This is a genomic window from Xanthomonas sp. XNM01, from assembly GCF_014851915.1.
In the GTDB taxonomy this organism is placed as follows: Bacteria; Pseudomonadota; Gammaproteobacteria; order Xanthomonadales; family Xanthomonadaceae; genus Pseudoxanthomonas.
In genome coordinates, this window is sequence record NZ_JACVAP010000002.1 from 589,471 (window position 1) to 614,333 (window position 24,863).

The following is a 24,863-nucleotide window of genomic DNA, read 5'->3' on the forward strand; positions in this document are numbered from 1 at the left end:
CCTCACCACGAGGTCTGTCGATGTCATCGCCCGCAGTTGCCGTTTCCGCCGGTTCCGTCACGCCGGTCTCCAAGCTCCGCACCGTCGCCCACAAGTTCGGCGGCACCTCCGTGGCCGGCGCCGACCGCTACCGCCATGTCGCCGAGCTGCTGCTGGCCCGCGACGAGACGCTGCAGGTGACCGTCGTCTCGGCGATGAAGGGCGTGACCGATGCGCTGATCGAACTGGCGACGCTGGCGGCGGCGACGCCGGCCGGGCAGGACTCGCCCGAGTGGCGCGAACGCTGGCACCAGCTGCGCGCGCGCCACCGTGGCGCGGCCGTGTCGCTGCTCGGCGAGCATGCCGGCCCGGCGGTGGAGTGGCTCGACCAGCGGTTCGACGCGCTGGCGCAGGTGCTCGAAGCGCTGTCGGTGATCGGCGGCTTGCCGCAGGAAGTGCTCGATCGCGTGCAGGGGCTGGGCGAGGTCTACTCCGCGCAGCTGCTCGGCGAGCATCTCAAGGCGCTGGGCGAGGACTGCGCGGTGCTCGATGCGCGCGACGTGCTGGTGGTCAGCCACGGCGAGCTCGGCGTCGACGTGGACTGGGCGACCAGCGCGCAGCGGCTCGCCGCGTGGCGCGAGCGCAACCCGCAGCGGCGCGTGGTCGTCACCGGCTTCGTCGCCCGCGATCCGCAGGACCGCATCACCACGCTCGGCCGCAACGGCAGCGACTACTCCGGCGCGATCTTCGCCGCCCTGTTCGATGCCGAGGAACTGCACATCTGGACCGACGTCGACGGCGTGCTCTCGGCCGATCCGCGCGTGGTTCCCGAGGCCGTCCAGCTCGAATCGCTGAGCTACGACGAAGCCTGCGAACTGGCCTATTTCGGTGCCAAGGTGGTGCATCCGCAGACCATGTCGCCGGCGATCGAACGCGGCCTGCCGATCATCATCCGCAACACCTTCCAGCCGGAGCATCCCGGCACCCGCATCACCGCCGAGCGCGATTTCAGCGGCCCGGTGAAGGGGTTGACCCTGAGTCCGCGGCTGTCGCTGGTCAACGTCGAAGGCACCGGCCTGATCGGCGTGCCCGGCACGGCCGAGCGCGTGTTCGCCGCGCTGCGCACTGCGAAGGTGTCGGTGGTGATGATCTCGCAGGGCTCGTCCGAACATTCGATCTGCTGCGTGGTCAAGCAGGAGGAAGCCGAGCGCGCGCAGGCGACGCTGATCCAGGCCTTCGCCCATGAACTGACCGTCGGCCACGTGCAGCGCGTGCAGCTGGTGCCCGACATCAGCGTGCTGGCGGCGGTGGGCGACGGCATGACCGGCCAGCCCGGCGTGGCCGCGCGTCTGTTCGAGTCGCTGGGCCGTGCGCAGGTCAACATCCGCGCGATCGCGCAGGGTTCGTCCGAGCGCAACATCTCGGTGGCCATCGACAGCGAGCAGGCCACCCGCGCGCTGCGTGCCGCGCATGCCGGGTTCTGGCTGTCGCCACAGACCTTCGCGGTCGGCGTGATCGGCCCCGGCAATGTCGGCGCGGCGCTGCTGGACCAGCTGCTGTCGGCGCGTGCGCCGCTGCTGGAGCGCACCCGGCTGGACCTGCGCCTGCGTGCGGTCGCCTCGCGCAGCCGCCTGCTGCTGGACCAGCGCGGGATCGAGGACGACTGGCGCGCGCGCCTGTCGGCGGCGACCGACCCGGCCGACCTGGACCGGTTCACCGCGCACCTGCTCGATTCGCACCTGCCGCACATCGTCATCGTCGACTGCAGCGCCAGCCCGGACGTGGCCGACCGCTACCCGCAGTGGCTGGCCGCCGGCATCCACGTGGTGACGCCCAACAAGCAGGCCGGTGCCGGTCCGCTGGCGCGCTACGACGCGATCCGCGACGCGGCCGCCGCCAGCGGCGCGCGCTTCCGCTACGAGGCCACGGTCGGCGCCGGCCTGCCGGTGATCTCGACGCTGCGCGACCTGCTCGATACCGGCGATGCGGTGACCTCGATCGAAGGCATCTTCTCCGGCACGCTGGCCTGGCTGTTCAACAGGTACGACGGCAGCGTGCCGTTCTCGCAGCTGGTGGGCGAGGCGCGCGCGCTGGGCTACACCGAGCCCGATCCGCGCGACGACCTGTCCGGCACCGACGTGGCGCGCAAGCTGGTGATCCTGGCCCGCGAATCGGGCAGGGCGCTGAGCCTGGAGGACGTGCAGGTCGAGAGCCTGGTGCCCGAAGCGCTGCGCCAGGCCAGCGTCGAGGACTTCATGGCGCGGCTGGGCGAGGTCGACGCGGCCTTCGCCGGACGCCTGGCGACGGCGCGTGCCGCCGGCAAGGTGCTGCGTTACGTGGCCAGGCTGGACGTGGACGGCAGGGCCAGCGTCGGCCTGGTCGAGGTGCCGGACGACCATGCCTTCGCCAACCTGCGCCTGACCGACAACATCGTCCAGTTCACCACGCGCCGTTACTGCGACAACCCGCTGATCGTGCAGGGCCCGGGCGCCGGTCCGGAGGTCACCGCCGCCGGCGTGTTCGCCGACCTGCTGCGGGTGGCCGCAGGCAGGGGAGCGCGCCTGTGACGCTGGCGATCGACCCGTCCGTGCAGCGGCCGGCTGGCGCCTCCGCGCGGACCGAGGCGCGTGCGTTCGCGCCGGCCTCGGTGGCCAACGTCGCAGTGGGGTTCGACCTGCTCGGCTATCCTGTCGACGGCGTGGGCGACACCGTCACCGTGCGTCGCATCGCCGAACCGCAGGTGCGCATCGCCGCGATCCGCGGCACCACGGCCGCGTTGCCGCTGGAGGCCGCGCGCAACACCGCCGGCGCGTCGCTGATCGCGCTGCGGCAGGCGCTGGCGCTGCCGTTCGGCTTCGAAATCGAGATCGACAAGGGCATTCCACTGAGCTCGGGCATGGGCGGTTCGGCCGCCTCCTGCGTAGCCGCGCTGGTCGCCGCGAACGCGCTGCTCGATGCGCCGCTGCCGCGTGATCAGCTGTATCTGTATTCGCTGGAAGGCGAGGCGGTGGCCAGCGGCAGCCGGCATGGCGACAACCTCGGCCCGATGTTCTTCGGTGGGCTGGTACTGGCCACGCTGGAGCGCGTGGTGCCGGTGCCGGTGCCGGCCGCCTGGCACAGCCTGCTGGTGCATCCGGAGGCGGTGCTGGAGACGCGCCGTGCCCGCGAGGCGCTGCAGGGTCACTACGCGCTGAAGGAGTTCGTCGACCAGAGCGGCAACCTGGCGCTGGTGCTGGCCGGCTGCCATGCCGGCGACGCCAGCCTGGTCCGTGCCGGGCTGCGCGACGTGCTGGTCGAACCGCGCCGCGCGCCGCTGATCGTCGGCTTCGATGCGGTCAAGGAGGCGGCGCTGGCGGCCGGTGCGATGGGTGCCAGCATTTCCGGCGCGGGCCCGAGCGTGTTCGCCTGGTTCGAGACCCGGGCCGAGGCCGAGGCGGCGGCACCGGCGGTGCAGGCGGCATTCGCCGCGGCCGGGTTCGACAGCCAGGCCTGGGTCTCACCGATCGCCGCGCCTGCCGCGCGCCTGCTGTAGGCGCCGCTCGTGCATCGACGCTCGCACCTCCACGAAAGCCGCTATCGGCAGGCCACCGCCGGCGGCGTGAGGCGCGACCGGGGCGTCAGCCGCCCAGCCACGACGCGAGGCGGCCACCGGACCGGTCCATGCGCCCGCCCGCCACGTGCACGCACCAGCGCCTCGTCCGGCAGACGGCCGGTGAGTCTTCCTTCATCCACGCAGCGTTGCGGCGATGGCCGGCCCGTCGTGCCGGCGGGCCGCACCTGACTTCCAGGACGTTCCATGAACTTCATTTCGACCCGCAATGCCGCTCCTGCCGTTTCGCTCAGCGAGGCGATCGCCGCCGGCCTGGCACCGGACGGCGGCCTCTACGTGCCGCAGGCGCTGCCGGCCGGCCGTGTCCTGCACGCAGGCGCGGATCTGGCCGCGACCACCGCCGCGCTGCTGGCGCCGTTCTTCGCCGGCGATGCGCTGGAAACGGAGCTGCCGGCGATCTGCGCCGAGGCCTTCGATTTCCCCGCACCGCTGCTGCCGCTGGCCACACCGGGCGACCACGTGCTCGAGCTGTTCCATGGGCCGACCGCCGCGTTCAAGGATTTCGGCGCACGCTTCCTCGCCGCCAGCCTCGCGCGGATCCGTCGCGGCGCGCAGACGCCGTTGACGATCCTGGTGGCGACCTCGGGCGACACCGGCGCCGCCGTGGCGGCCGCGTTCCACCGCCAGCCCGGCCTGCGGGTGGTCGTGCTGTATCCCGACGGCCGGGTGTCGCCGCGGCAGGCGCACCAGCTGGGCTGCTTCGGCGACAACGTCGGCGCGCTGCGCGTGGCCGGCTCGTTCGACGACTGCCAGGCGCTGGTCAAGCGCGCGCTCAACGATGCCGACCAGCAGGCGCAGGTGCCGCTGAGTTCGGCCAACAGCATCAGCCTGGGGCGCCTGCTGCCGCAGACCAGCTACTACGCGCATGCCGCGCTGGGGCATTACGCTGCCACCGGCAAGGAGCTGAATCTGGTCATCCCGACCGGCAACCTCGGCAATGCGCTGGCGGCGATCCTCGCGCGCGCGCAGGGCGTGCCGCTGGGGCGGATCGTGCTGGCCACCAACGCCAACCGGGTGCTGCCCGAGTACTTCGCCGGCGACGATTACCGGCCGCGCGCCAGCCAGGCCACGCTGGCCAATGCGATGGATGTCGGCGCGCCGAGCAACTTCGAACGCCTGCGCTGGCTGTACGCCGGCGACGACGCGGCGCTGCGCGCGGCCTTCACCGCGATCGCGGTCGACGACGACACCATCCTGGAGACCATCGCGCGTCGCCATCGCCTGCATGGCGAGGTGTTCTGCCCGCACACCGCGACCGCGGTGCACGTGCTGGAAACCCTGCGGGCGGATGGCGTCGATGGCGACTGGGCGGTCGCGGCGACCGCGCACCCGGCCAAGTTCGAGGCCGTGGTCGAGCCGCTGGTCGGCCCGGTCGAGGTGCCGCCGGCGCTGGCTGAACTGCTGGAGCGGCCGGCGCATGCCGAACCGGTGCCACCGGACTACGACGCGCTGCGCGCGCATCTGCTGGCCTGACCGGTGCATGTGGTCGCCCGTCTCGTTCGTCTGGGCGACGGAAGGGCGGGCAGAGGCAGCGGCGACGCCGCCTCCAGCCGGGCGACCCGTCTTCCGGTTCTTCGCAGGGGCCTGTCCGCCCGGGCATCCGGGGGACGCATGGCGTCCATGCGTCGCCGTTCTTCGTTCCGGTCCATGCATGCGATGAAGGCGGATCGCGTCGGCATCATGTCGTCGGCGAGTGCGGACGGCATCGCCGGACATCGCTGGATCCGCACGGCACGTGCGGTGCTGCATGCGCATGTCCATGCATGCGACGATCACCTCCGCCCCCGAATCACGTAACGTCCGGAGCAGACATGGACCCGATCGCGCGACGCCGTCGCACTGCGTGGATGATCGGCCTGGCACTGGCCGTGTGCATGCCGTTTGCCACCCCCGCCCAGGAGCCGGCCGCCGCGGTGCGCGGGCCGCTGGACCTGAAGCCCGGCGAGTTCCTCTGGCATCCGGAAATCTCGCCGGCCGGACCGATCGTGCTGGTGGTCAGCCTCGACGAGCAGCGCGCCTACGTCTACCGCAACGGCATCGCGATCGGCGTGTCGACGATCAGCTCCGGCAAGGCCGGACATGAGACACCCACCGGCGTGTTCACGATCCTGCAGAAGAACAAGGATCACCGCTCCAATCTCTACAACAACGCGCCGATGCCCTACATGCAGCGGCTGACCTGGGACGGCATCGCCCTGCATGGCGGCAAGCTGCCCGGCTATCCGGCCTCGCACGGCTGCGTGCGCCTGCCGCAGGCGTTCGCCGAGAAGCTGTTCGGCCAGACCCGCAACGGCGACACCGTGGTCGTCGCCGAAACCAAGGCCTCGCCGACCACGATGGTGTATCCGGCGGTGCTGGCGCCGGTCACCGCCAAGGGGGCGCCGCTGGCGCTGCCCGAAGGTGGCGACGGCTATGCCTGGGACGACAGCGTCGCGCCGACCGGCCAGGTCGGGATCCTGGTCAGCATCGCCGACCGTCGCATCTACGTGCTGCGCGACGGCCTGCTGGTCGGCGAGGCGCCATTCGAGCCGGCCAGCCCGGACTTCAGCTTCCACGGCACCACGCTGTTCGTGATGGGCGCCGGGCTGGAGGATGCCGCGAGCCCGCTGGATCCGAGCAGGCCGCGGCACCACTGGACGACGTATCCTATTCTCGGCGCGGTCGCGCCCGATCCGGCCGCGGCGACGCAGCCGCAGACCGATCCGCTCGATCTGCTGCGCACGCCGAGCCTGCCGGTGCGCCTGCCCGAGGCGTTCTCGCGGCGCCTGTACGACGCGCTGGTACCGGGTACCACGCTGCTGGTCACCGACCTGCCGGCGGTGCGGCCAACCACCGATGAACAGGGCCTGCAGCCGGTACTGGAATCCGACGCCGGCGACCCCATACGCTAGGGAACGCGCCGGGCGGATACACCGCCGCGGCCTCTCCGCCGGGGACGATCCGATGCAGGCTCCGTTCGCCATCACCCGCCCGCTGTTGTGCGTGTCAGCGCTGCTGGCGATGTGCGCGCCGGCGATGGCGGGCCAGCCGACGCCGGCGGCATCCGGTCTGGCCGAACGACTCGCACGCCAGGCACCGGCGGCCGATGCAGGCGTACTGCGGCTGGCCGCGCAGGCGATGCGCTGCGCGCTGCGCCATCCGGAGTTCGGTATCGATCCGCAGCGGCTGGGCGTGATCGACTACTCGCGCCCGTCGACCGAACCACGGCTATGGATCTTCGATCTCGCCCGGCAGCAACTGCTGTTCGAGGAATGGGTGGCCCATGGCCGCAACAGCGGCGACAACCTGACCACGCGTTTCTCCAACCGCGAGGGCAGCTACATGTCCAGCCTGGGGGGATTCGCCGCGCAGGAAACCTATGTCGGCGGCAACGGCTACTCGCTGCGCCTGCGCGGGCTGGAGCCGGGCTTCAACGACCAGGCGCGCGAGCGCGCCATCGTGATCCACGGCGCACCCTATGTGAATCCTGCGGCGGCGAAGCTGCAGGGCCGGCTCGGTCGCAGCCTGGGCTGCCCGGCGGTGCGCCCGCAGGTCGCGCGCGAGCTGATCGACACGCTGCGCGATGGCACCTTCGTCTTCGCCTACTACCCGGACCAGGACTGGCTGGCGCAGTCGCGTTTGCTGCAGGGTGCCTGCGGTGGCAGTGGAGCCGGCACGCCGCACACGGCGGCCGCGCCCTGACGGCGCGTGTGCGGAATGCCGCAGCGCGGCGGCACGCGCGGCGATCCCGGGGCATGCGCTCATGGATGACACGGGATGATCGCGGCCGGGCAGCGCAGCACGCTTGATGCCGCGTGTTTCGCGCGGATCCGGATGCGCGGCGCCGGCGCGGAGGCCTGAACGCCGCATCGATGACCACGCAGCGTCAGGTCGATCCCTCGACCCGGTGTGCGGCGCCGCAGCGGCACCCGCTACCATGTGCCCCCCATTGAGGCCTCGACGTCGGGATGACGAAGCACGAAACGGACAGGGATGCCCCACGGCGGGCCGGCACGCCGCACGCCATCGATCTTCCACGCGCCGCGCGCTCGGGCATGCCGGTCCTGCTGGCTGCGATGCTCTGCATGGCGTCGGCCCGGGCCGGCGAGCCGGCGACCTTTTCGCTGCAGGCCAGCGGCTTCGACACCGGCGTGGTGGCCGACGACCAGGGGCGGCTGCTCCAGGCGTGGCCCGGCCGGCCGCAGCGGCTCGCGCCGGGACGCTGGGTGAGCGTGGATTTCGATGCGAAGCGCAGCGTATGGTTCGACGACGCCGGCCGCGTGTCGCGGCGCGGGCCGTATGTCGAGATCCGTGACGGCGAGTTCGCGCGGCATCCGGACGATCCTGATCGCAGTCCGCTGTTCAGCACCTGGTCGCATGAGGGGACCGCGCTGCTGCGTGCCGATGGCAGCGCATTCATCGACTGGCAGCCCGAGCGCGGCGGCGAGTGGGCGATCACCGCGCACCCGCAGCGGTACAGCTGGCGTCCGCGCGACGGCGGCGAACGCATCTTCGACCAGCACGGGCAGCTGCGCCTGCGGCTGGAAGACCATGAGCTGCGTGCCGCAGGCCCGTTCGCCGGGCGTGCGCAGTACCTGATCTGCGATCTGTCGGTCGAGGCACCGTGCGCGCTGCGCGACGAAGCAGGCACCACGTTGTGGACGGCATGGGTCGACGATCTGCTGCCGCTGGACAAGGGCGGCTGGCTCGCACGGCAGGGCAATGCGTGGCGTCGCCTCGATGCGCGCGGGCAACTGGCCGGCGAGCGCGAGCAGGTGTTCGCTGCCGGGCAGTTCCTGCCGCGCGCGCGCAGCCAGGCCGATGCGCGCGCGGCATCCTGGCCGCGCTGGATGACCGGATACCGGATCCAGCAGGAGACCGGGGACGAACTCGTCCTCCAGCCGGAGACCTCGACGGGTGGCCTGATGCAGGCCGACGGACGTTTCGTTCCGGTAGCCGGTGCGACGTCCGCGCAGGAGGTCTGCCCCGGCGTCTGGCGTTTTTCGATGGAGCGGGACGGCGACCGGCTGGGCGACGCCGATGGGCGCTTGCAGGGGCGGTTCGAGGCGCATGCATGGCGCGAGATCGACGCGCGCCCGGAACTGCGGGTGGCGATCGCCGAGGATGGCCAGGAGACGCTCGTCGATTGCCGGGGCCGGCGCCTGGCCGACACACCGCCGCTGATCCGCCTGGCCGCCGAGCCGGCCGGGTTCGCCGGCACGCTGGTCGGTGAGTCGCAGCCTCGCCTGTGGCTCGATGCGGCGCTGCGTCCGCAGCTGCTGCCGGAGGGCAGCGCCATCGAGAAGGCCAGCCGCGATGGCGCGCTGCTCGTGGTGCGGACCCTCGGCGACGGTCTGCGCCTGTACGAGGTGAAGCGCGGCCGGTTCGTCGGCGAGGCGTTCGCGTACGCCGAAGCGCTGCTGCCGGGCGGACTGGTGTTCATGCGCGACGGCTACTACGGGTTCATGGATGGCGAAGGGAACGAGCGCCTGGCGCCGCGCTACAACGGACTCGAGCCCTGGGGCGAGGATCGCCTGTGGAGTTCGCGCTACGTCGACGAGGACACCTTGAACAGGCAGCAGGTGACGCTCCACCGCATGGACGGCTCGGTCGTCGCCAGCTGGCTGGACGCGACGGTGCGTCTGGAGCCGATGCTGGCCGACAGGCCCGATGCCGGTCCGGTGACCCAGTTGATCGCGACGACCTTCGAAACCGCGCAGGGCAACTACGTCGGCCAGCAGTGGGTCGACCGCGAAGGCCGCACGCTGTTCGTGGCGATGCAGTGCTTCGGCACGTCGAAGGAGACCGAGGGCGCGGTGATCGAGCCCTCGAACGGAACGCCGCTGCGCACCGGTGCCGACTGCACGATTCCGGCCCGGATCCGAAAGGCGATGGCCGCGCTGCCGCCGGACGACAGGGCGGCGGCGGCTCAGTCCGCTGCCGGCGCTGCCGAGCCGGCACCGGTGGGCATGCGCAGCCAGCCCAGCAGCCGGGAATGATCGACGCGGACGCCGGCGTCCGCCCGGTGCAGCGCGTAGCGCTCGCGGCTGCTGCCGAACGGGCCCGGGTTCTGCTGGATCACTTCCACGAAATCCGCGCCGACCGCGCTGACGATGGCGACATGGCCGTAGCGGTTCAGGACCCACGGTGAGAACACCACCAGGTCGCCAGCCACCGGCGCGCTGGCGCCGCCGTTGACGAACTGCAGCAGGCCGCGTTCGGCGTTGAGCGTGCCGTCGGCCAGGCTGCGCTGGAAGAAGTCGCGGGCGTGGCCGCGGTCCTGCGGCATGCGGTGGTCGAAGCGCTGGTAGTAGTAGCGCTTCACGAACTCGACGCACTGGTACTTCAGGCCCAGGTTGTAGCCGTCCGGCGCCAGGTTGCGGCCGAGCACGTGGCCGGTACCACCATTGTGGAAGACCTCGACGCCATCGAGACTGTCGACCACGTCGCCGACCGCGTGCGCGCGATCCAGATTGACCCGGGTGGCCGTGAACCATGCGCCGCCCGGCACGACCGCCAGCAGCATGAGCGCGGCGGCCAGGCGCCGGACCCGGCGGGAAAGAGGCCTGCGCGCGCGGCTGCGGAACATCATGGTGATGACGATGGGAACGGGAACCGAAGTGTAGCCGCGGCGTCGATCATCGCGACGGTCGCGGATCGCGGTCGTCGCGCAGCAGGCCGTACAGCGCCGAATCCGACAGGACGCCATCGATCTCCCAACGCTGGCGCAGCAGGCCTTCGCGCTGGAAGCCGAGGCGCTCCAGCGCGCGCGCTGACGCCAGGTTGGCCGGGTCGATCTCCGCCTCGATCCGGCGCAGCCCGAGCGCATCGAACGCATGCGCGATCAGGGCGCCGGCCGCCTCCTACACGTGACCGTGGCCCCAGGCCTGCCGCGCGATGCCGAAGCCCAGTTCGGCCCTGCGCGAGGCGGGCGCGTAGGCGGCCAGCAGGCATTTGCCGATCAGTTGCTGGTCGGCCTTGCGCACGATGCCCAGCGCCAGCGTGGCGCCCTCGGCCAGCGCTGCCGTGGTGCCCGCGATGAACGCCAGCGCATCCTGCCGCGTGGTCCACGGCGGCGTGTTCCAGTAGCGCATCACCTCGGGGTCGGAAAAGATCGCCAGCAGCGCATCGGCATCGTCGTTGCGCAGCGGGCGCAGCAGCAGGCGCGGCGTGTCGAGGGTGCTGATGCGGGGCGATGTCATGGGTTTGGTCCTGGAGCGCCGGAAAGGTGCGGCCGACGCCGGTCGCTTCAACCCCGGTCGACTACAATCTGCGCCCCCGTCCGCGATCCCGGCAGCCGCAATGCCCTATACCCCCATCGTCGCCACGCTCGGCTACGTGCTCTCGCCCGATCGGTCGCAGGTGCTGATGATCCACCGCAACGCGCGGCCCGGCGACCAGCACCTGGGCAAGTACAACGGGCTGGGCGGCAAGATCGAGCGCGACGAAGACGTGGTCGCCGGCATGCGCCGCGAGATCATGGAGGAGGCCGGCATCAGCTGCGATGCGCTGCACCTGCGCGGCACGATCAGCTGGCCCGGGTTCGGCAGGAACGGCGAGGACTGGCTGGGCTTCGTGTTCCTGATCGACGCCTACAGCGGCACCCCGCTGGCCAGCAATCCCGAGGGCACGCTGGAGTGGGTGCCGGTGGAGAAGATCCTCGACCTGCCGCTGTGGGAAGGCGACCGCCAGTTCCTGCCGCTGGTCTTCGATGCCGACCCGCGCGGCTTCCACGGGGTGATGCCGTACCGCGACGGGCGCATGCAGTCCTGGAGTTACACCCGGCTGTAGCCGCTGGTCGCTGCACGCGGCCCCGACTGCGGCGTCATCGGCCCGGTCGCGCTGGTCCGCCTCGTACCGCTCAATCGCGTGTGGCGACCAGCAGATGCATGCTGCGCTCGACCTGTTCGCCCGTATTGCCGATGACCTGCTCGTGATGCAGCCGGTGGGTCACCTGACCGAATCCCGCGTCGCGCAGCATGGTGTCGATCGACGCGACCTCATGCAGCCGGAAGCCGTGCGCGGCGAACGGCATGCGGCGCAGGAAGGCGGCATCGGCGAACGCCAGGCACAGCACGCCGCCGGGGCGCAGCACCCGTGCCAGCCCGTCCAGCACCTGCGACGGCGCGTCCCAGAAATACAGCGTGTTGACCGCCAGCACGCGGTCGATGGCGGCGGTGTCGAACGGCAGCGCCGCTGCATCGCCGAGCAGGAAGGCCGCGCGTCCTTCGGCGATGGCCGTGGCATGCAGGCGCGCGCCTTCGGCCGCCATGGCCGGGGACAGATCCAGGCCGATGTAGCCGGTGCCAGGGACGTCCAGGATCAGCGACGCGAAGGCGGCATTCCCGGGCCCGATCTCCAGGATGCGCTCGCCGGGCAGGGTGCCCAGTGCGGCGATCGCCGCCCGGGTCAGCGCGCCGTTGGCTGCATTCATGCGTTCGCCAACTTCGCGCGCTTGTGGACCATGCGGGCAGCGCAGCTGCGCCGACAGTTCCTCTGGGGTCATGGCGTTCCGGTCCGATGACGGGTGGCGTGCGCTTCCCGGTGCGCGGCGGAGTATCGGCAGGGAGTCATCGGCCTGTCCAGCGCGGCGTTGTCCACACCGGGTGTGGATGAAATCCGGACAAGCTTGTGGATAACGATGGGCGCGCCTTGCGTGGCAAGGCTGTCAAGAGGTGTGGCGAAAAAATGACCAGCACCTGTCGCGGCGATGACAGCGTTTTCCACAGGGCGTGTGGATGGTTTCCGCGCAAACATGTGGATAAGCGGCGGCGGCCCTTGGGGCACAAGCGTGTCAATAGGGTTGGTCAAAAAATGACCAGTGAATGACACGGCTTTTTTTCTTGACCTCGCGGGGGGAATCTGCCGCAAGGCCGGCGCGCGCCACGCCGGCGACAGCCACGGCGCGAGGCGGCCATGCCGAGGCCCACCGCTCATCCAGGCCCGAGTTCGGGCAGGTCGTCGAGCGCTGCGTGGGCCAGCACGCGACGGACCACGTCCGGGTCGTCGTCTGCCGGCGTCACCGCTGGACCGCGCGCGCGGGCCAGCCCGTGATCGCCGGGCACGTGCGGGCGAGTCGATACCAGGGTGACATCGGGACGGTGTTCGCTCGCTTCCAGAACCTCGTCCAGCCACGTGGACCCGGGCATCGTCGACGGTGCTGCGCGATGACATCGGTTCGCGTGTTGCGCGAAGCACCGGAAAACAGCCGATGGCCGTCGTCGGCCTGCAGGGCCAAGCGCAGGCGCGCAATGAAGAGCAGGGGTCAGGCCTGAAGAAGAGGGCGCCGTGCAGGAAGCAGGCGTTCCTCTTCACCATTCACCGCTCGCTCCAGGCTGCCTTCACTGCACCGTCCAGCCGCCATCCAGCACCAGGGTCTGGCCGGTCATGTTGCGTGCCGCCGCCGAAACCAGGAAGGCGGTGACGCCGGCCAGTTCGTCCATCTCGATGAACACGCCCTTCGGCATCGGCTTGAGCATCACCTGGCTGACCACATCGGCCTCGGAGATGCCGCGGGTGCGCGCCTGGTCGGCGATCTGCCTGTCGACCAGCGGGGTCTTCACGTAGCTGGGGCAGACCGTGTTGATGGTGATGTCGGTGTCGGCGGTCTCCAGCGCGATCACCTTCGAGAACCCGACCAGCCCATGCTTGGCCGCCACATAGGCGCTCTTGTACGGGCTGGCCACCAGCGCGTGGATGCTGCCGATGTTGACGATGCGGCCGAAGCCACGCTCGCGCATGCCGGGCAGTACCGCGCGGGTCAGGCGGGCGACGCCGACCAGCATCACCTGCACAAGAACCTCCCACTTGCCGACCGGGAACTCTTCCAGCGGCGAGACATGCTGCAGGCCGGCGTTGTTGACCAGCACGTCGACCGGACGGGTGATCGTGGACAGGGCTTCGGCGACGCTGTCGTCGGAGGTCACGTCCAGCGCGACCGACTCGGCCGAGCCGCCGCCATCGCGGATCGCCAGTGCGACCCGTTCCGCGGCGTCGCGGTCGAGGTCGCTGACGATGATGTGGTGGCCGGCGCGGGCCAGTTCGTGGGCGATGCCGGCGCCGATGCCGCTGGCCGCGCCGGTGATCAGGATGCTGTGCATTGGGGAGTCCTCCTGCGGCCAGCTTAGCAATCCGGATCGGAACCGGGGCGTGCCCGGGTACGATGGCCGCGGCCGGTGCGCGCGGCGGTGCCTGCATCGTCGCCGACGCCCTTGCCGGCCAGCAGCGCACTGCGTGTCGCCGCTGGTGGCCGGCACCTCCCATCGCCCTCGACAGGCCCCGCATGATCGATCCGCAACGCGTCACGGAACACCGCCACGGCGACGAGCTGCTGACCGCCGGCCTGGGCCTGGACGGACTGCGGGCGATGACGCCGCCGGCCTTCGCCGATGCCGACGCCCCGACCACCGCCGAGCTGCGTCGGCGGGCGCTGTGGAGCAGCTGGCGCGGGATCGCCGATCTCTCGCCCGGTGGCGGCTACGGCACGGTCTATGGCGATCTGCGCGCGGTTCCCGGCCGCGAGTACGCGGCGCTGGTCACGCTGCCGGGCGCGCGCCAGCCGCACCGGGTGCTCGCGCAGGTGCCGAACGGGTTCGATCACGCGCGCCGCTGCCTGGTGGTGAGCGCCAGCTCCGGATCGCGTGGGGTCTACGGCGCGATCGCGGTTGCGGGCGCCTGGGGACTGCCCCGCGGCTGCGCGGTGGTCAGTACCGACAAGGGCGCCGGCAGCGACTACGTCGACCTCGATGCCGGCACCGGCGTGCGCGAGGACGGCCGCATCGGGCGCCTCGGCGACCATGACGATCTGGCCTTCGCCCCCGATGTGCCGGCCGGCGCCCGCGGCATCGCATTCAAACATGCGCATTCGCAGGACAATCCGGAGGCCGACTGGGGCCGGCATCTGCGCCAGGCGGCGGAGTTCGGGCTGGCGGCGCTGGATCGCGCCTTCCCGCAGGCAGCGCCGTTCCGCTTCGACAACACGCGGGTGATCGCGGTCGGCATCTCCAATGGCGGTGGCGCGGTGCTGCGTGCCGCCGAGGACGCCTCGGGCTGGCTGGACGCGGTGGTCGCCGGCGAGCCGAGCGTGCATGCGCAGGGCGCGCCCGGCGCGCGCAGCCTGTACGACTATGCGACCGAGGCCGCGCTGTGGATGCCGGCCGCGCTGCTGGCGCTGCCCGGGACGACCGGCAACTCGCCGCTGCTGCACGCCCAGGCCGCGCCGGCATGGATGCAGCGCTGCGCCGGGCTGAAGGCGGCGGGTCTGGTCGACGGCACCGATGTCGTCGCGCAGGCCCGCTCGGCACATGCACGGTTGCGCGCGGGCGGCTGGACGGACGCCGCACTGGCCGCCGGCGCCTCCAGCGTCGGCTTCGACCTGTGGCGTGCGATCGCCGCGACCTACGCTTCGGCCTATGGCCGCTACGGCATCGGCGCGCATCCCTGCGGGTTCCGGTTCGCGGCCCAGCGGCCGGATCTGCACCCGCGTCCGGCCACCTCCGTCGAGCGTGCGGCCTGGCCCGCCGACGCCAGCGGCATCCCGCCGGGCGCCGGTGTCGGCCTGATCGATCCGGCGATGTCGCCACCGGATCCTGCCCTGGCAGGCCTGCAGGCGCTGCGCGCCCTGCAGACCGGCGATGGCGCGGATGCGCAACGGGTCCGGGCCGGCATCGCGGAGACGCGTGCCTGCCTGCCGCGCGCCGGTCTGCCCGTGATCGTCGTGCATGGGCAGGACGATGGCCTGATCCCCGCCGCGTTCACCAGCACGCCCTATGTCGCTGCGGCACAGGCAGCCGGTCGCGACGTGCGTTACTGGCAGGTGCGCAACGCGCAGCACTTCGACTCCTTCCTCGGCCTGCCGGCGTACGGCGCGCGCCATGTGCCGCTGCTGCCCTACGTGTACGCCGCGCTGGACCGGGTGGCCGCGCACCTGGACGGGCGGGGCGCGCTGCCCGCCGACGCCGTGATCGATGCGCGTGGCCGGGGCGCCGGCGTGGTCGAGGCCTCGCAGCTTCCCCGGCCCTAGCGCGCGTTCCCGTGTCCGAAGCGGGGCTCTGGACCCGGCCGCATCGAGCCACGCGGGCGCAGGGCGGCGAGGGCAATCCGACAGTCCGTGCGGCACGCTCACGATGATCGTGATCGTGATCGTGGCAGGAGTTCGCGTGGCCAGGTTGGTGCGACGATGGCGGTGTTGACGCAGCGGGAGCCCGGTGGGGCGGCGGCAGCCTCGGGCGCGGATGCAGCATTGCAGATGATCGGCTGCATGCCGCTGGAGCAGGCGCTTCTTCAAGATCAGCCACGGTGTGTCCGATTGCGGATCCGCGTTGGGTGACGTGGCGTGGTGCGTGTTCCCGCGGCCCGCTCCGACCGGACAGGGCGCCCGCAGCGGCATGAGCGGACTCGCCGCCGCCGCTCGCTCACGCGGCATCTTGCGATCGTCGCCTCGGTCGGCGGGGCCACCACGGTACTGCCGATCGGCGCGGTCGAGGACCGGCGGTCCCGGTCGCGCGCCGCTCCCACACCGGCTACACGCCGCACCGGTATCCTGTCGCGGTCGTCTCCAGGATCCCCGCGATGTCCCGCCATTTCTCGATGCTGCGCGAGTTCCAGCTGGCCGACTGGTTCACCCTGGCCAATGCGTTCTGCGGCACCGGCGCGATCTTCGCGGCGATGCGTTTCCTGCAGGACGGGCGCACCAGCGACCTGCTGCTGGGCATGGCGCTGATCCCGCTGGCCTTCATCTTCGATGCGCTCGACGGCCGCATCGCGCGCTGGCGCAAGTCCTCGTCCACCCTCGGGCGCGAACTGGACTCGCTGGCCGACATCATCTCCTTCGGCGTGGCGCCGGCCGCGCTGGCCTATGCGTGCGGCATGCAGGGCGGCTGGGACTGGCTGGTGCTGTCCTACTTCGTCGGCTGCGGCGTCAGCCGCCTGGCCCGCTACAACGTGACCGCCGAGGCGCTGTCCGGTGGCGACGACAAGGTGCGCTACTTCGAGGGCACGCCGATTCCGACCAGCCTGGCGCTGGTGGTGGTGCTGGCGGTCGCTGCTTCGCAGGGCCGCATCGGCGAGGCGCTGTGGTGGGGGCAGTGGCAGCTCGGCCCGTGGCAGCTGCACCCGCTGGTGCTGCTGTTCGCGCTGTCCGGCTCGCTGATGATCAGCAAGACCCTGCGCATTCCCAAGCCCTGATCCCCGTGGACATCGCGCGGCCACCGCCGTGCGCGCACGGGCGCCGGTGATCGCACCGGCGCCTGCCGGACGCGTGCCGCCGCGCCGGGCGCCAGCCGTCGACGCTGGTAGACTCGGGCGCGTACGGGAGGACGCATGATCATGAATGGGTCGACCGGCGATTTCGAATCGCTGGCAAGGCAGTACTGGGATACCTGGAACGAGCTGCTCGGGCGGGGTGCCGGCGGTGGTCTGGATGCGTTCGGCCTGGCCGGCGCGATGCCACCGGGCCTCGGTCGCATGGATCCGGGCGCGTTCGACTGGTACAGCAGGATGCAGCAGCTCGCCATGCAGTTCAGCGGCCAGCAACCCTCCGCCGCGGACGTGACCCGCGCCTGGCGCGACATGCTGGGCGGGCAGGGCGCCAATCCGTTTGCCGGCATGCAGCACGGCCTGCAGGCGGGGCCACTGTTCGGCAACGACTGGATCGAGCAGGTGCGCCCGTGGCTCGATGGCGTCATGCACCAGTGGCGGCAGGACCACACGCACTGGCTGCACCGCCCCGCGTTCGGCCCGCAGCGCGAGCACCAGGAGCGCCTGCAGCGGCTGGCGCTGGCCTGGCAGGACTGGCAGGAACGCAACCAGGCATTCGTCGCCCAGCTCGCCGGTGCCGGCCAGCAGGCGTTCGCCCTGTTCGAACAGCGGCTGGAACAGCGCGATGCGCCCGGCCAGCGGATCGAGAGCGCACGTGCGCTGTTCGACCTGTGGATCGACGCGGCCGAAGAAGCCTGGGCCGAGATCGCGCTGACCCCCGAGTTCCGTCACGCCTATGCCGAGATGACCAACGCCCAGATGCGGCTGCGGCTGGGCGTGCAGCGCGAGGTCGAGCAGGTCGCCGCGCTGTTCGGGCTGCCGGGCCGGACCGAGATCGATGCGGTGCACCGCAAGGTCGCCGAGCTGGAACGCGCGCTGCATGCGGCGCGGCGCGCGGCGCAGGCAGGCGTCACTGCGCCGGCCGGACGGCAGCGCACCACGCGGACGGACAGCGCCGTGGATGCCGGGGCGGCGATTCCTCCGTCGGCAGCACCTGCGAAGCGCAGGGCCGCAGCGGATCGCCCGGCAACGCCGGCCGGGAAAACGGCAAAGCGCCAGCAGAAGCCCGTCACGGCGAAGGCCGGGAAAGCGCCGGCCAGCGGGAAAAAGCCGGCCAGATCCCGCGCTGTCGCGGCATCGGCCAGTGCGACGTTCGCAGAGCCGGCCGGCAAGAAAACCACGCCCGCGCCGCGCCGCGCGGGCAGCAAGCCTGCCGCTGCAGGGGCGCCGGCGAAGCACGCGCCTGCCGTCCAGCCCGGCCTTGGCAGGACCGGCTCGCCTGCCTCCCGTCAGGCGCCGAAGGCGACGGCAGCAGGCAGGAAGGCGTCAAAGGCGACACCCGCCGGAAAGCCCGCGGCCGGCAGGAAGGTGGCGGCCGGCAAGGCCACCGCAGCCGGCCGCACGGCCACCGGCGGCACGCCCCGCAACGTGGTCTCGATGAAGGACTGGGTCAGCCGCAATCTCGATGCGGTACCGGCGTCTCCCGCCGAGACCAGCGGCGGCACGCGCACGCGTGGCAAGCGCGGAGGGCCGGGTAAATGAGCCAGGGCCCGCTGCAGTTCAATCCGGTCGATCTGGCGCAGGAGGCGCTGCGCTTCCAGCAGCGGCTGGCCGACGGCATGCGCACGCTCGGCGACATTCCCGATGTCGAGTACGGCGCGACCGAGAAGCAGGAAGTCTGGCGCGACGGCAAGGTCGTGCTGTACCGCTTCGTCGGCGAGCGTCCCGCGTCCGGCCCGCCGCTGCTGATCGTCTATGCACTGGTCAACCGGCCCTACATGGTCGACCTGCAGGCCGACCGCTCGCTGGTCAAGGGCCTGCTCGCGCTGGGCGTGGATGTGTACGTGCTCGACTGGGGCTATCCGGACCGCTCGGACCGCTACCTGACCCTGGACGATTACATCAACCGCTACATCGACGGCGCGGTCGATCATCTGAACGCAGCCGGCGATGGCCCGCTGAACCTGCTCGGCGTCTGCCAGGGCGGCGCGTTCTCGCTGTGCTACTCGGCGCTGCACCCGGAGAAGGTGCGCAACCTGGTGACGATGGTCACCCCGGTGGATTTCCAGACACCGGACAACATGCTGTCGAGCTGGGTGCGCGAACTCGACGTGGACCTGTTCGTCGATACGCTCGGCAATGTCCCGGCCGACCTGATGAACGCCAGCTACCTGATGCTCAAGCCGTTCCGGCTGAACCTGCAGAAGTACGTGGGTCTGGTCGACACGCTGGAGAATCCGAAGGCGGTCGAGGATTTCCTGCGCATGGAAAAGTGGATCTTCGATTCGCCCGACCAGGCCGGTGAAGCCTTCCGCGAGTTCATCAAGCAGTTCTACCAGGGCAACGCCTTCGTCAACGGCACGGCGAAGATCGGTGCGCAGCCGGTGGACCTGGGATTCGTCGACATGCCGGTGCTCAACATCTATGCCGAGCAGGACCACCTGGTGCCGCCGGATGCCTCGCGCGCGCTGGCCGGCCTGGTGGGCACCGACGACTACACCGAGCTGGGCTTCAAGGGCGGCCACATCGGCATCTACGTCTCCAGCCGCGCCCAGCGCGAAGTACCGGCGGCGATCGAGCGCTGGCTGGCGGCCAGGCGCTGAAAGTGGCGCCACGGCGTACACCGGTCGCCGCGGCCCGTGCGCACGCGGCTGGACTGTCCTGCTTCCACAGGGATACGGCTGCATGAAGACCGGTCTTTTTTCCACGAAGCGAAGCGACGTTTCCATCGCTGTCGTCCTGTGCGCGCTGCTGGCGTGCGCGGCACCGGCATCCGCCCAGCAGACGCCGGCGGCCTCCGCGGATGCCGAGGTGCGTGCCCTGATCGCCGCGCTCGGCCAGTCCGGGTGCCGCTTCCAGCGCAATGGACGCTGGCACGATGCCGCCGAAGCGCAGTCCCACCTGCAGCGCAAGTACGACGTGGCGCGCAAGCGTGGCCGCGAAGGCACAGCCGAGGACTTCATCGAGGCCGCGGCCAGCCGCAGCATGCTCAGCGGCAAGGCCTACCGCGTCGTCTGTCCGGGGCAGGCCGAGCGTGATGCCGGTGACTGGTTCAGGGAGCAGTTGTCCCTCACGCGTGGGCAGCGGTCAGCGCGATAGACTCGAAGCACCTGCCCAGCCAGCGCCTTCGCGGAGCGCGCCATGAACGTCAGTGCACATCCCACCACCGGGCTGTCGCGTTCCCTGAACGACCGGATGATCGCCGGCGTGATCGGCGGTATCGCCCGTCGCCTTGGCTGGAACGCCAATCTGCTGCGCCTGGGCTACGTGGCGGGGTCGATCCTCTCCGCCGCGTTCCCCGGCCTGCTGGTCTATCTGATCCTGTGGCTGCTGATCCCGAACGAAGGGGATTGATGGTCGCGCAGGCGGAACGGGGGCTGCGCGCGCCATTGCGCGTCGCGGGATTCTGGCTCGGCTGCCTGTGGGCGGCGCCCTATACGCTGGCCGCACTGTTCGCAGGCGTGGCTGCGCTGCCGTTCGGCGCGCGCTTTCGCGTGAGTCGCCGCGACCGCGCCATCGTGATCGCGCGCTGGCCGTGGGGTCCCGGCGGTGCGATGACTCTCGGCAACGCCATCCTGCATACCGGCACGAGCCTGGACGTGTTCTGCGCGACCTACGAGCACCGGGCCGGCCGTTGCCGCCATCCGCAGGTGCGCCTGGGCGACCACGAGCGTGCGCACGTCTACCAGTACATGGTGCTCGGCCCGCTGTTCGTCCCGATCTACTTCGCCTGCGGCGGCATCTCGGTGCGCAATCCGTTCGAGCGTGCCGCCGATCACTATGCGATGCATGGACATGGCTGGTGGCCCCGCCGGCGCGGCAACTGAACACCGGGGCCATTGTCGTGCGGCCATGCGCAAACGGTAACGTGCGTTGCACGGAATTCTAACGGCGTGTCGGCCACACTTGCGCTTGTCGACCGAAGCGCAATACAGAACAGGGAAACGGCCGAATGTCCATTGTCCTTTACGTGGGTGGCAGCAAGGATGGTACCCGCGGCGTGATGCCGAACGGCTTCACCAAATCGATGCTCGAAACCGCCGAGTACGGGCGGGAAATCTATGTCGAACGGATGATCCGGCTGGCCAACTACGGCACGGTCCGGATCATGGCGCTCGAGTCGCTGTGCGAGGAGCTGCTCGCCAGCTGGACCGCGCGGCACTACGCCGCGGCGACGGCCTGACCGCAGGTCGTCATCAGCAGCGGTAGAGGCGCGACGTGCGCCATCCACGATGACTGCGGAACTCGCCGCTGTCGCCCCACAACGCGAACCTGAAGGCAGCCAGCGCCGACACCTGTGGCGGGCACGACCATGAGCGTGCCTTGCGGTAAGCCTTGAAGAAATCCCGGGTGCGCAGTGTCAGACCCGCGCGTGATGTCCCGTCGGTCCCCTGCATGGGCCGCCCCTGATGCCGTGTCATCGCCACTCTCCTTGTCGGGCGCCGACGTCGCGGTGCCCTGATATCTGATTACCGGGCAAACCGGGGCGGGCCTATCACCGCTTCCGATCGCCAGCACGAAGAGCGAGGCCCGGCACTGCGCCGGGCGGCATCGCGCCTCGTGCACGACGCCTGTGTCGACGTGCCTCCGGAAATCGCTGGATCTTGATGCCGGTCCGGTCAGGCTGCCCGCGAAGCCCCGGCCTGCGTCCGCCGCCAGCTTTGTGGCGACCGGCGCCCACGCATCCGCGTCGTCCCGGGACCTGCGGCGGGACGCGGTGATCTTCGTCCGGTCAGCGCCTGCGCATATCGGCGCATGGACGGGCAGCTCCCACGTCACGCGCGGGAGCCGCCGCCGTCACGGCACGGACGCAGCCTGCGCGACAGGATGCAGGGGAACGCATCGCCATGAGCCGCATGACTGCCCACTTGACCGGAGATACCCATGTCGACCCGTCGAAGCTTCCTGAGCGCCGCTGCCTACGCATCGGCGGCCCTCGCCGCCGCACCGCTGATCGCGCAGGCCCAGCGCACGCCGGGTGATGTGATGCCGACGACTGGCAGCACGGGACGACGGCCGCTGCCGGTCAACGCGCCACGATCCGGTGGTCGCTGGCGGCCCCATGCGGTGACCGGGATGGGAGGCGCACCGCTGGGCAACAATTTCGCGGCTGTCGCCGAGGCCGACGCGCAGGCGGCGCTCGAGGCGGCGTGGAGTGCCGGAGCGCGCGTGTTCGATACCTCGCCCTGGTACGGGCTGGGGCTGAGCGAACGCCGCTTCGGCCACGTGCTGGCGCAGAAGCCGCGCGATGCGTATGTGCTGTCGAGCAAGATCGGCCGCCTGCTCACGGCGAGCCGTTCGCCGAAGAAGACCAGCTGGAAGGACCCGTCGCCGTTCGACTACCGCTACGACTACAGCGCCGAGGGCACGCGCCGCTCGGTGGAGGACAGCCTGCAGCGGCTTGGCGTTTCGCACTTGGACATCGTGTTCGTGCACGACCTGTCGCCGGACAACGGCGACATGGGCGAGCGCTGGACCGAGTACTTCGAGCAGGCGCGCACCGGCGCATTCGTGGAGCTGACGAAGATGCGCGAGGAGGGCCTGATCAAGGCCTGGGGCATGGGCGTGAACACGCCCGATCCCGCACTGCGTGCGATCGAGGTCGCCGAGCCGGACATGTTCCTGCTGGCCTGCCAGTACTCGCTGCTCGATCACGAGCAGGCGCTCGCTGGCGTGTTCCCGAAACTGCACGCGCGCGGCATCTCGGTGATGGTCGGCTCGCCCTTGCTGGCCGGCTACCTGACCGGCCGTGACCGTTACCTCTACGGCGGCCGGCCGGTCCCTGCGGGCGCGGCGGAGAAGCGGGCGAAGGCGATGGAGATCGCCGCCAGCCACGGCGTGGACCTGCGCACGGCCGCGCTGCAGTTCGCCGCGGCACCGGAGGTCGTGTCCTCGATCGTGCCGGGCGCACGCAATGCCGAGCAGGCCAGGGCCAACATGGAGTCGATGACCGTCGCCATCCCGGCCGGCTTCTGGGCCGACCTGCGCCGCGCCGGAATCGTCAGTGCCGACGCCAGCGTGCCGGCCTGAGCGGCGACCCACGAAATCTGCACGGGCCAGAAACGACGAAGCCCCGAAACCGGGGCCAGGTCGCTGGTGCCGAAGGTGGGACTCGAACCCACACGATATCGCTACCGGCGGATTTTGAGTCCGCTGCGTCTACCATTCCGCCACTTCGGCCAGGTCGCGCAGTATAGCGGCCGACGGGCAGGGCGGCTAGGAATCGCTCGCCAGCAGGCGTTCCTCCCGGCGGGTCCAGCCCGGGTGCCTGGTGTCAGGCACGAATACGTGGCAGCGCAGCAACGGCCGCTGGTAGACATGGATCGACACCGCAACCGCCTGCTCGCTGGGATTGCGCACGGTGTGGTACTCGTGCGGCGGGATCAGGCTGCCCGCCGAGCCCGGGCCGGCCTCCTCGGGCCTGCCAGCAACGTCGAAGCGCCAGCGCTCCTGTGCGTGCTCGACAGGGATGTACTGGGTAATGGCCAGCCGGCCGTGCCAGACGCCCTCCACGCACCATGCGCCGTCGTGATCGTGCACATGGGTCCCCTGACCCGGCCCCCAAGTCATCGCGATCACGCTGTAGCCGTGGTCGGTACTGACATGCAGTTCCCGCCTCGCATAGTGATCCGCACAGGGGACGAGCACCTCTGGTGGCAGGCGTACGTCACGATCGGCGAAGAGTGCGACCAGCGCCGCACGGACCGCAGCGGTACAGGCGATGTCGTTGCCGGTGGCAACCGCGGCATCGAGCGCCGAGACAAGCTTTTCCTTGCCGGAGAAATGCATCACTCGGCGGTCCCACAGAACTCAATCCGGTAGTTTACCGATCGCGCGTTAGATGGATGTTCTCCGTTGGCCGGGGACGTACCGCGAATCCTTGTCGTGCGTTTACAGCCCGTCGAGAAATCCCCTGACCGCAGGCCCGAAGCGCTCGAAGTCGACCAGGAAGGCATCGTGCCCCTGCGGCGAATCCAGGCCGAGGAAGCGGGCGTCGGCACCGCCCAGCGCCAGTCCGTCGGCGATCTCTTCCTGCTGTTCGACCGGGAACAGGATGTCGGTGTTGGCGCCGATCGCCAGCGCCTGTTCGACCCGGATCCTGGCCAGGCCGGCGAGCACGTCGCCGCCAGCGACATCGGCCAAGTCGAACCAGTCCATCGACCGGCTCAGGTACAGATAGCAGTTGGGATCGAAGCGGCGCACGAAGCGGCGCGCGTGACCCTCCAGGTAGCTCTCGACCTGGAACTCCAGGCCGAACGGCTCCTCGTCGGGGCGGTCCGATTCCAGCCGCACGCGGCCGAAGCGGCCGTCCCACTCCAGCGCCGAGCGGTAGGTGATCACGCCGAGCTTGCGGGCGATGCGCATGCCCGATTCAGGCCAGGTCGCCTCGTCGTAGCGGCCTTCGTTCCAGTTCGGATCCAGCCGGATCGCCTCGCGCTGCAGCGAGCGCACCGCGATCGAGAACGGCAGAGCGCGGGCGCTGCCGGAGATGTTGAGGTGGGCGCGGGCGATGCCGGGGTGCCGCTGCAGCAGGGCCAGCGCGGTCATGCCGCCCATCGAGTTGCCGATCACGCAGGCCAGCCGTTCGATGCCCAGGCCACGCATGACTTCCGCCGCCGCGTCGGCGATGTCCTCCACCGACAGCTCGGGAAAGGTGAGCCGGTACGGCTCGCCGGTGGCCGGGTCGCGCGACGCCGGGCCGGTCGACCCCTTGCAGCTGCCGAGCGAATTGACGCAGACCACGAACCAGCGGTCGCTGTCGATTGGTTTGCCGGGGCCGAGCATGGCCTCCCACCAGCCGGGGCCGGGATCGTCGACGCTGGCCGCCGCATGGGCATCGGGAGAGAGGCCGGTGACGATCAGCACCGCGTTGCCGCGGGCGGAGTCGAGCGTGCCCCAGGTTTCGTAGGCGATGCGCGCGCCATGCAGCGCGCCGCCGCGTTTCATCGGGAAGGGCGAGGTCAGCGCGTGGAAGCGGCTGCCGGGCGGGATGAACTCGGACATAGGCGCGGGAGTGTAACGGGATCGCCGCCCGCCA

General features: G+C 70.8%; 22 protein-coding genes, 1 tRNA gene and 1 pseudogene. 16 read left to right on the forward strand and 8 right to left on the reverse strand.

The window, feature by feature from the left end:
- Positions 1-20 precede the first annotated feature (20 nt).
- The 6 genes from thrA to IB242_RS10345 all read left to right on the forward strand — a co-directional run bounded on the left by thrA (position 21) and on the right by IB242_RS10345 (position 9,567).
- Positions 21-2,546: a bifunctional aspartate kinase/homoserine dehydrogenase I gene (thrA, locus tag IB242_RS10320; protein ID WP_192278818.1), complete on the forward strand. Its 2,526-nt coding sequence runs from the start codon at positions 21-23 to the stop codon at positions 2,544-2,546.
- 2 nt (positions 2,547-2,548) lie between these two features.
- Entirely contained in the window at positions 2,549-3,511 is a 963-nt protein-coding gene (locus tag IB242_RS10325) for a homoserine kinase (RefSeq protein ID WP_225540499.1), read from the forward strand.
- 264 nt (positions 3,512-3,775) lie between these two features.
- On the forward strand, positions 3,776-5,062 hold the full coding sequence (gene thrC / locus IB242_RS10330; protein WP_192278820.1) for a threonine synthase: 1,287 nt from the start codon (positions 3,776-3,778) through the stop codon (positions 5,060-5,062).
- Positions 5,063-5,400: 338 nt separating this feature from the next.
- Positions 5,401-6,480, forward strand: a complete 1,080-nt coding sequence (locus IB242_RS10335; protein WP_192278822.1) for a L,D-transpeptidase — start codon at positions 5,401-5,403, stop codon at positions 6,478-6,480.
- A gap of 109 nt (positions 6,481-6,589) precedes the next feature.
- The gene (locus IB242_RS10340) at positions 6,590-7,270 is read left to right on the forward strand and encodes a murein L,D-transpeptidase catalytic domain family protein (protein ID WP_343237137.1); all 681 of its coding nucleotides are present in this window, start codon (positions 6,590-6,592) and stop codon (positions 7,268-7,270) included.
- Positions 7,271-7,653: 383 nt separating this feature from the next.
- Entirely contained in the window at positions 7,654-9,567 is a 1,914-nt protein-coding gene (locus IB242_RS10345) for a hypothetical protein (protein WP_192278826.1), read from the forward strand.
- Here the strand turns inward: IB242_RS10345 and IB242_RS10350 are convergent.
- Both IB242_RS10350 and IB242_RS10355 read right to left on the reverse strand, forming a co-directional pair.
- Positions 9,498-10,160 (reverse strand): CHAP domain-containing protein, encoded by a 663-nt coding sequence (locus IB242_RS10350; protein ID WP_225540387.1) that lies wholly within the window; start codon positions 10,158-10,160, stop codon positions 9,498-9,500. The genes IB242_RS10345 and IB242_RS10350 overlap by 70 nt on opposite strands.
- Before the next feature lie 46 nt (positions 10,161-10,206).
- Positions 10,207-10,770 (reverse strand): annotated as a pseudogene (locus tag IB242_RS10355) (GNAT family N-acetyltransferase).
- Positions 10,771-10,870: 100 nt separating this feature from the next.
- Between IB242_RS10355 and IB242_RS10360 the strand changes: the two are divergent.
- The gene (locus IB242_RS10360; protein ID WP_192278828.1) at positions 10,871-11,359 is read left to right on the forward strand and encodes an 8-oxo-dGTP diphosphatase; all 489 of its coding nucleotides are present in this window, start codon (positions 10,871-10,873) and stop codon (positions 11,357-11,359) included.
- Positions 11,360-11,429: 70 nt separating this feature from the next.
- On the opposite strand, the gene IB242_RS10365 is transcribed toward IB242_RS10360, so the two are convergent.
- The 3 genes from IB242_RS10365 to IB242_RS10375 form a co-directional block, all read right to left on the reverse strand.
- Positions 11,430-12,002 (reverse strand): class I SAM-dependent methyltransferase, encoded by a 573-nt coding sequence (locus IB242_RS10365; RefSeq protein ID WP_225540389.1) that lies wholly within the window; start codon positions 12,000-12,002, stop codon positions 11,430-11,432.
- A gap of 499 nt (positions 12,003-12,501) precedes the next feature.
- Complete coding sequence (locus tag IB242_RS10370; protein ID WP_192278832.1) at positions 12,502-12,717, reverse strand: hypothetical protein; 216 nt, start codon at positions 12,715-12,717, stop codon at positions 12,502-12,504.
- A 192-nt stretch (positions 12,718-12,909) separates the two neighbouring features.
- Complete coding sequence (locus IB242_RS10375; RefSeq protein WP_192278834.1) at positions 12,910-13,668, reverse strand: 3-hydroxybutyrate dehydrogenase; 759 nt, start codon at positions 13,666-13,668, stop codon at positions 12,910-12,912.
- 182 nt (positions 13,669-13,850) lie between these two features.
- Between IB242_RS10375 and IB242_RS10380 the strand changes: the two genes are divergently transcribed.
- The 9 genes from IB242_RS10380 (at position 13,851) to IB242_RS10420 (ending at position 22,855) form a co-directional block, all read left to right on the forward strand.
- Complete coding sequence (locus IB242_RS10380) at positions 13,851-15,590, forward strand: 3-hydroxybutyrate oligomer hydrolase family protein (protein WP_192278836.1); 1,740 nt, start codon at positions 13,851-13,853, stop codon at positions 15,588-15,590.
- Positions 15,591-16,138: 548 nt separating this feature from the next.
- Positions 16,139-16,753 (forward strand): phosphatidylcholine/phosphatidylserine synthase, encoded by a 615-nt coding sequence (locus IB242_RS10385; RefSeq protein ID WP_192278838.1) that lies wholly within the window; start codon positions 16,139-16,141, stop codon positions 16,751-16,753.
- Positions 16,754-16,894: 141 nt separating this feature from the next.
- Positions 16,895-18,367: a poly(R)-hydroxyalkanoic acid synthase subunit PhaE gene (locus IB242_RS10390; RefSeq protein ID WP_192278839.1), complete on the forward strand. Its 1,473-nt coding sequence runs from the start codon at positions 16,895-16,897 to the stop codon at positions 18,365-18,367.
- Entirely contained in the window at positions 18,364-19,428 is a 1,065-nt protein-coding gene (gene phaC, locus IB242_RS10395) for a class III poly(R)-hydroxyalkanoic acid synthase subunit PhaC (protein WP_192278841.1), read from the forward strand. The genes IB242_RS10390 and phaC overlap by 4 nt, the downstream gene beginning before the upstream one ends.
- 82 nt (positions 19,429-19,510) lie before the next feature.
- Complete coding sequence (locus IB242_RS10400) at positions 19,511-19,924, forward strand: DUF5329 domain-containing protein (protein WP_192278843.1); 414 nt, start codon at positions 19,511-19,513, stop codon at positions 19,922-19,924.
- Positions 19,925-19,966: 42 nt separating this feature from the next.
- Complete coding sequence (locus tag IB242_RS10405) at positions 19,967-20,179, forward strand: PspC domain-containing protein (protein ID WP_192278845.1); 213 nt, start codon at positions 19,967-19,969, stop codon at positions 20,177-20,179.
- On the forward strand, positions 20,179-20,652 hold the full coding sequence (locus tag IB242_RS10410; protein ID WP_192278847.1) for a hypothetical protein: 474 nt from the start codon (positions 20,179-20,181) through the stop codon (positions 20,650-20,652). The genes IB242_RS10405 and IB242_RS10410 overlap by 1 nt, the downstream gene beginning before the upstream one ends.
- 125 nt (positions 20,653-20,777) lie before the next feature.
- The gene (locus tag IB242_RS10415) at positions 20,778-21,008 is read left to right on the forward strand and encodes a hypothetical protein (RefSeq protein WP_192278849.1); all 231 of its coding nucleotides are present in this window, start codon (positions 20,778-20,780) and stop codon (positions 21,006-21,008) included.
- Positions 21,009-21,709: 701 nt separating this feature from the next.
- Positions 21,710-22,855, forward strand: a complete 1,146-nt coding sequence (locus tag IB242_RS10420; RefSeq protein ID WP_192278851.1) for an aldo/keto reductase — start codon at positions 21,710-21,712, stop codon at positions 22,853-22,855.
- A gap of 64 nt (positions 22,856-22,919) precedes the next feature.
- Here IB242_RS10420 and IB242_RS10425 read toward each other — a convergent pair.
- The 3 genes from IB242_RS10425 to IB242_RS10435 form a co-directional block, all read right to left on the reverse strand.
- Positions 22,920-23,005 (reverse strand) — tRNA-Leu (locus tag IB242_RS10425).
- A 36-nt stretch (positions 23,006-23,041) separates the two neighbouring features.
- The gene (locus tag IB242_RS10430) at positions 23,042-23,614 is read right to left on the reverse strand and encodes a cysteine dioxygenase family protein (RefSeq protein ID WP_192278853.1); all 573 of its coding nucleotides are present in this window, start codon (positions 23,612-23,614) and stop codon (positions 23,042-23,044) included.
- 102 nt (positions 23,615-23,716) lie between these two features.
- Entirely contained in the window at positions 23,717-24,829 is a 1,113-nt protein-coding gene (locus tag IB242_RS10435; RefSeq protein WP_192278855.1) for a homoserine O-acetyltransferase, read from the reverse strand.
- Between the last annotated feature and the right edge of the window lie 34 nt (positions 24,830-24,863).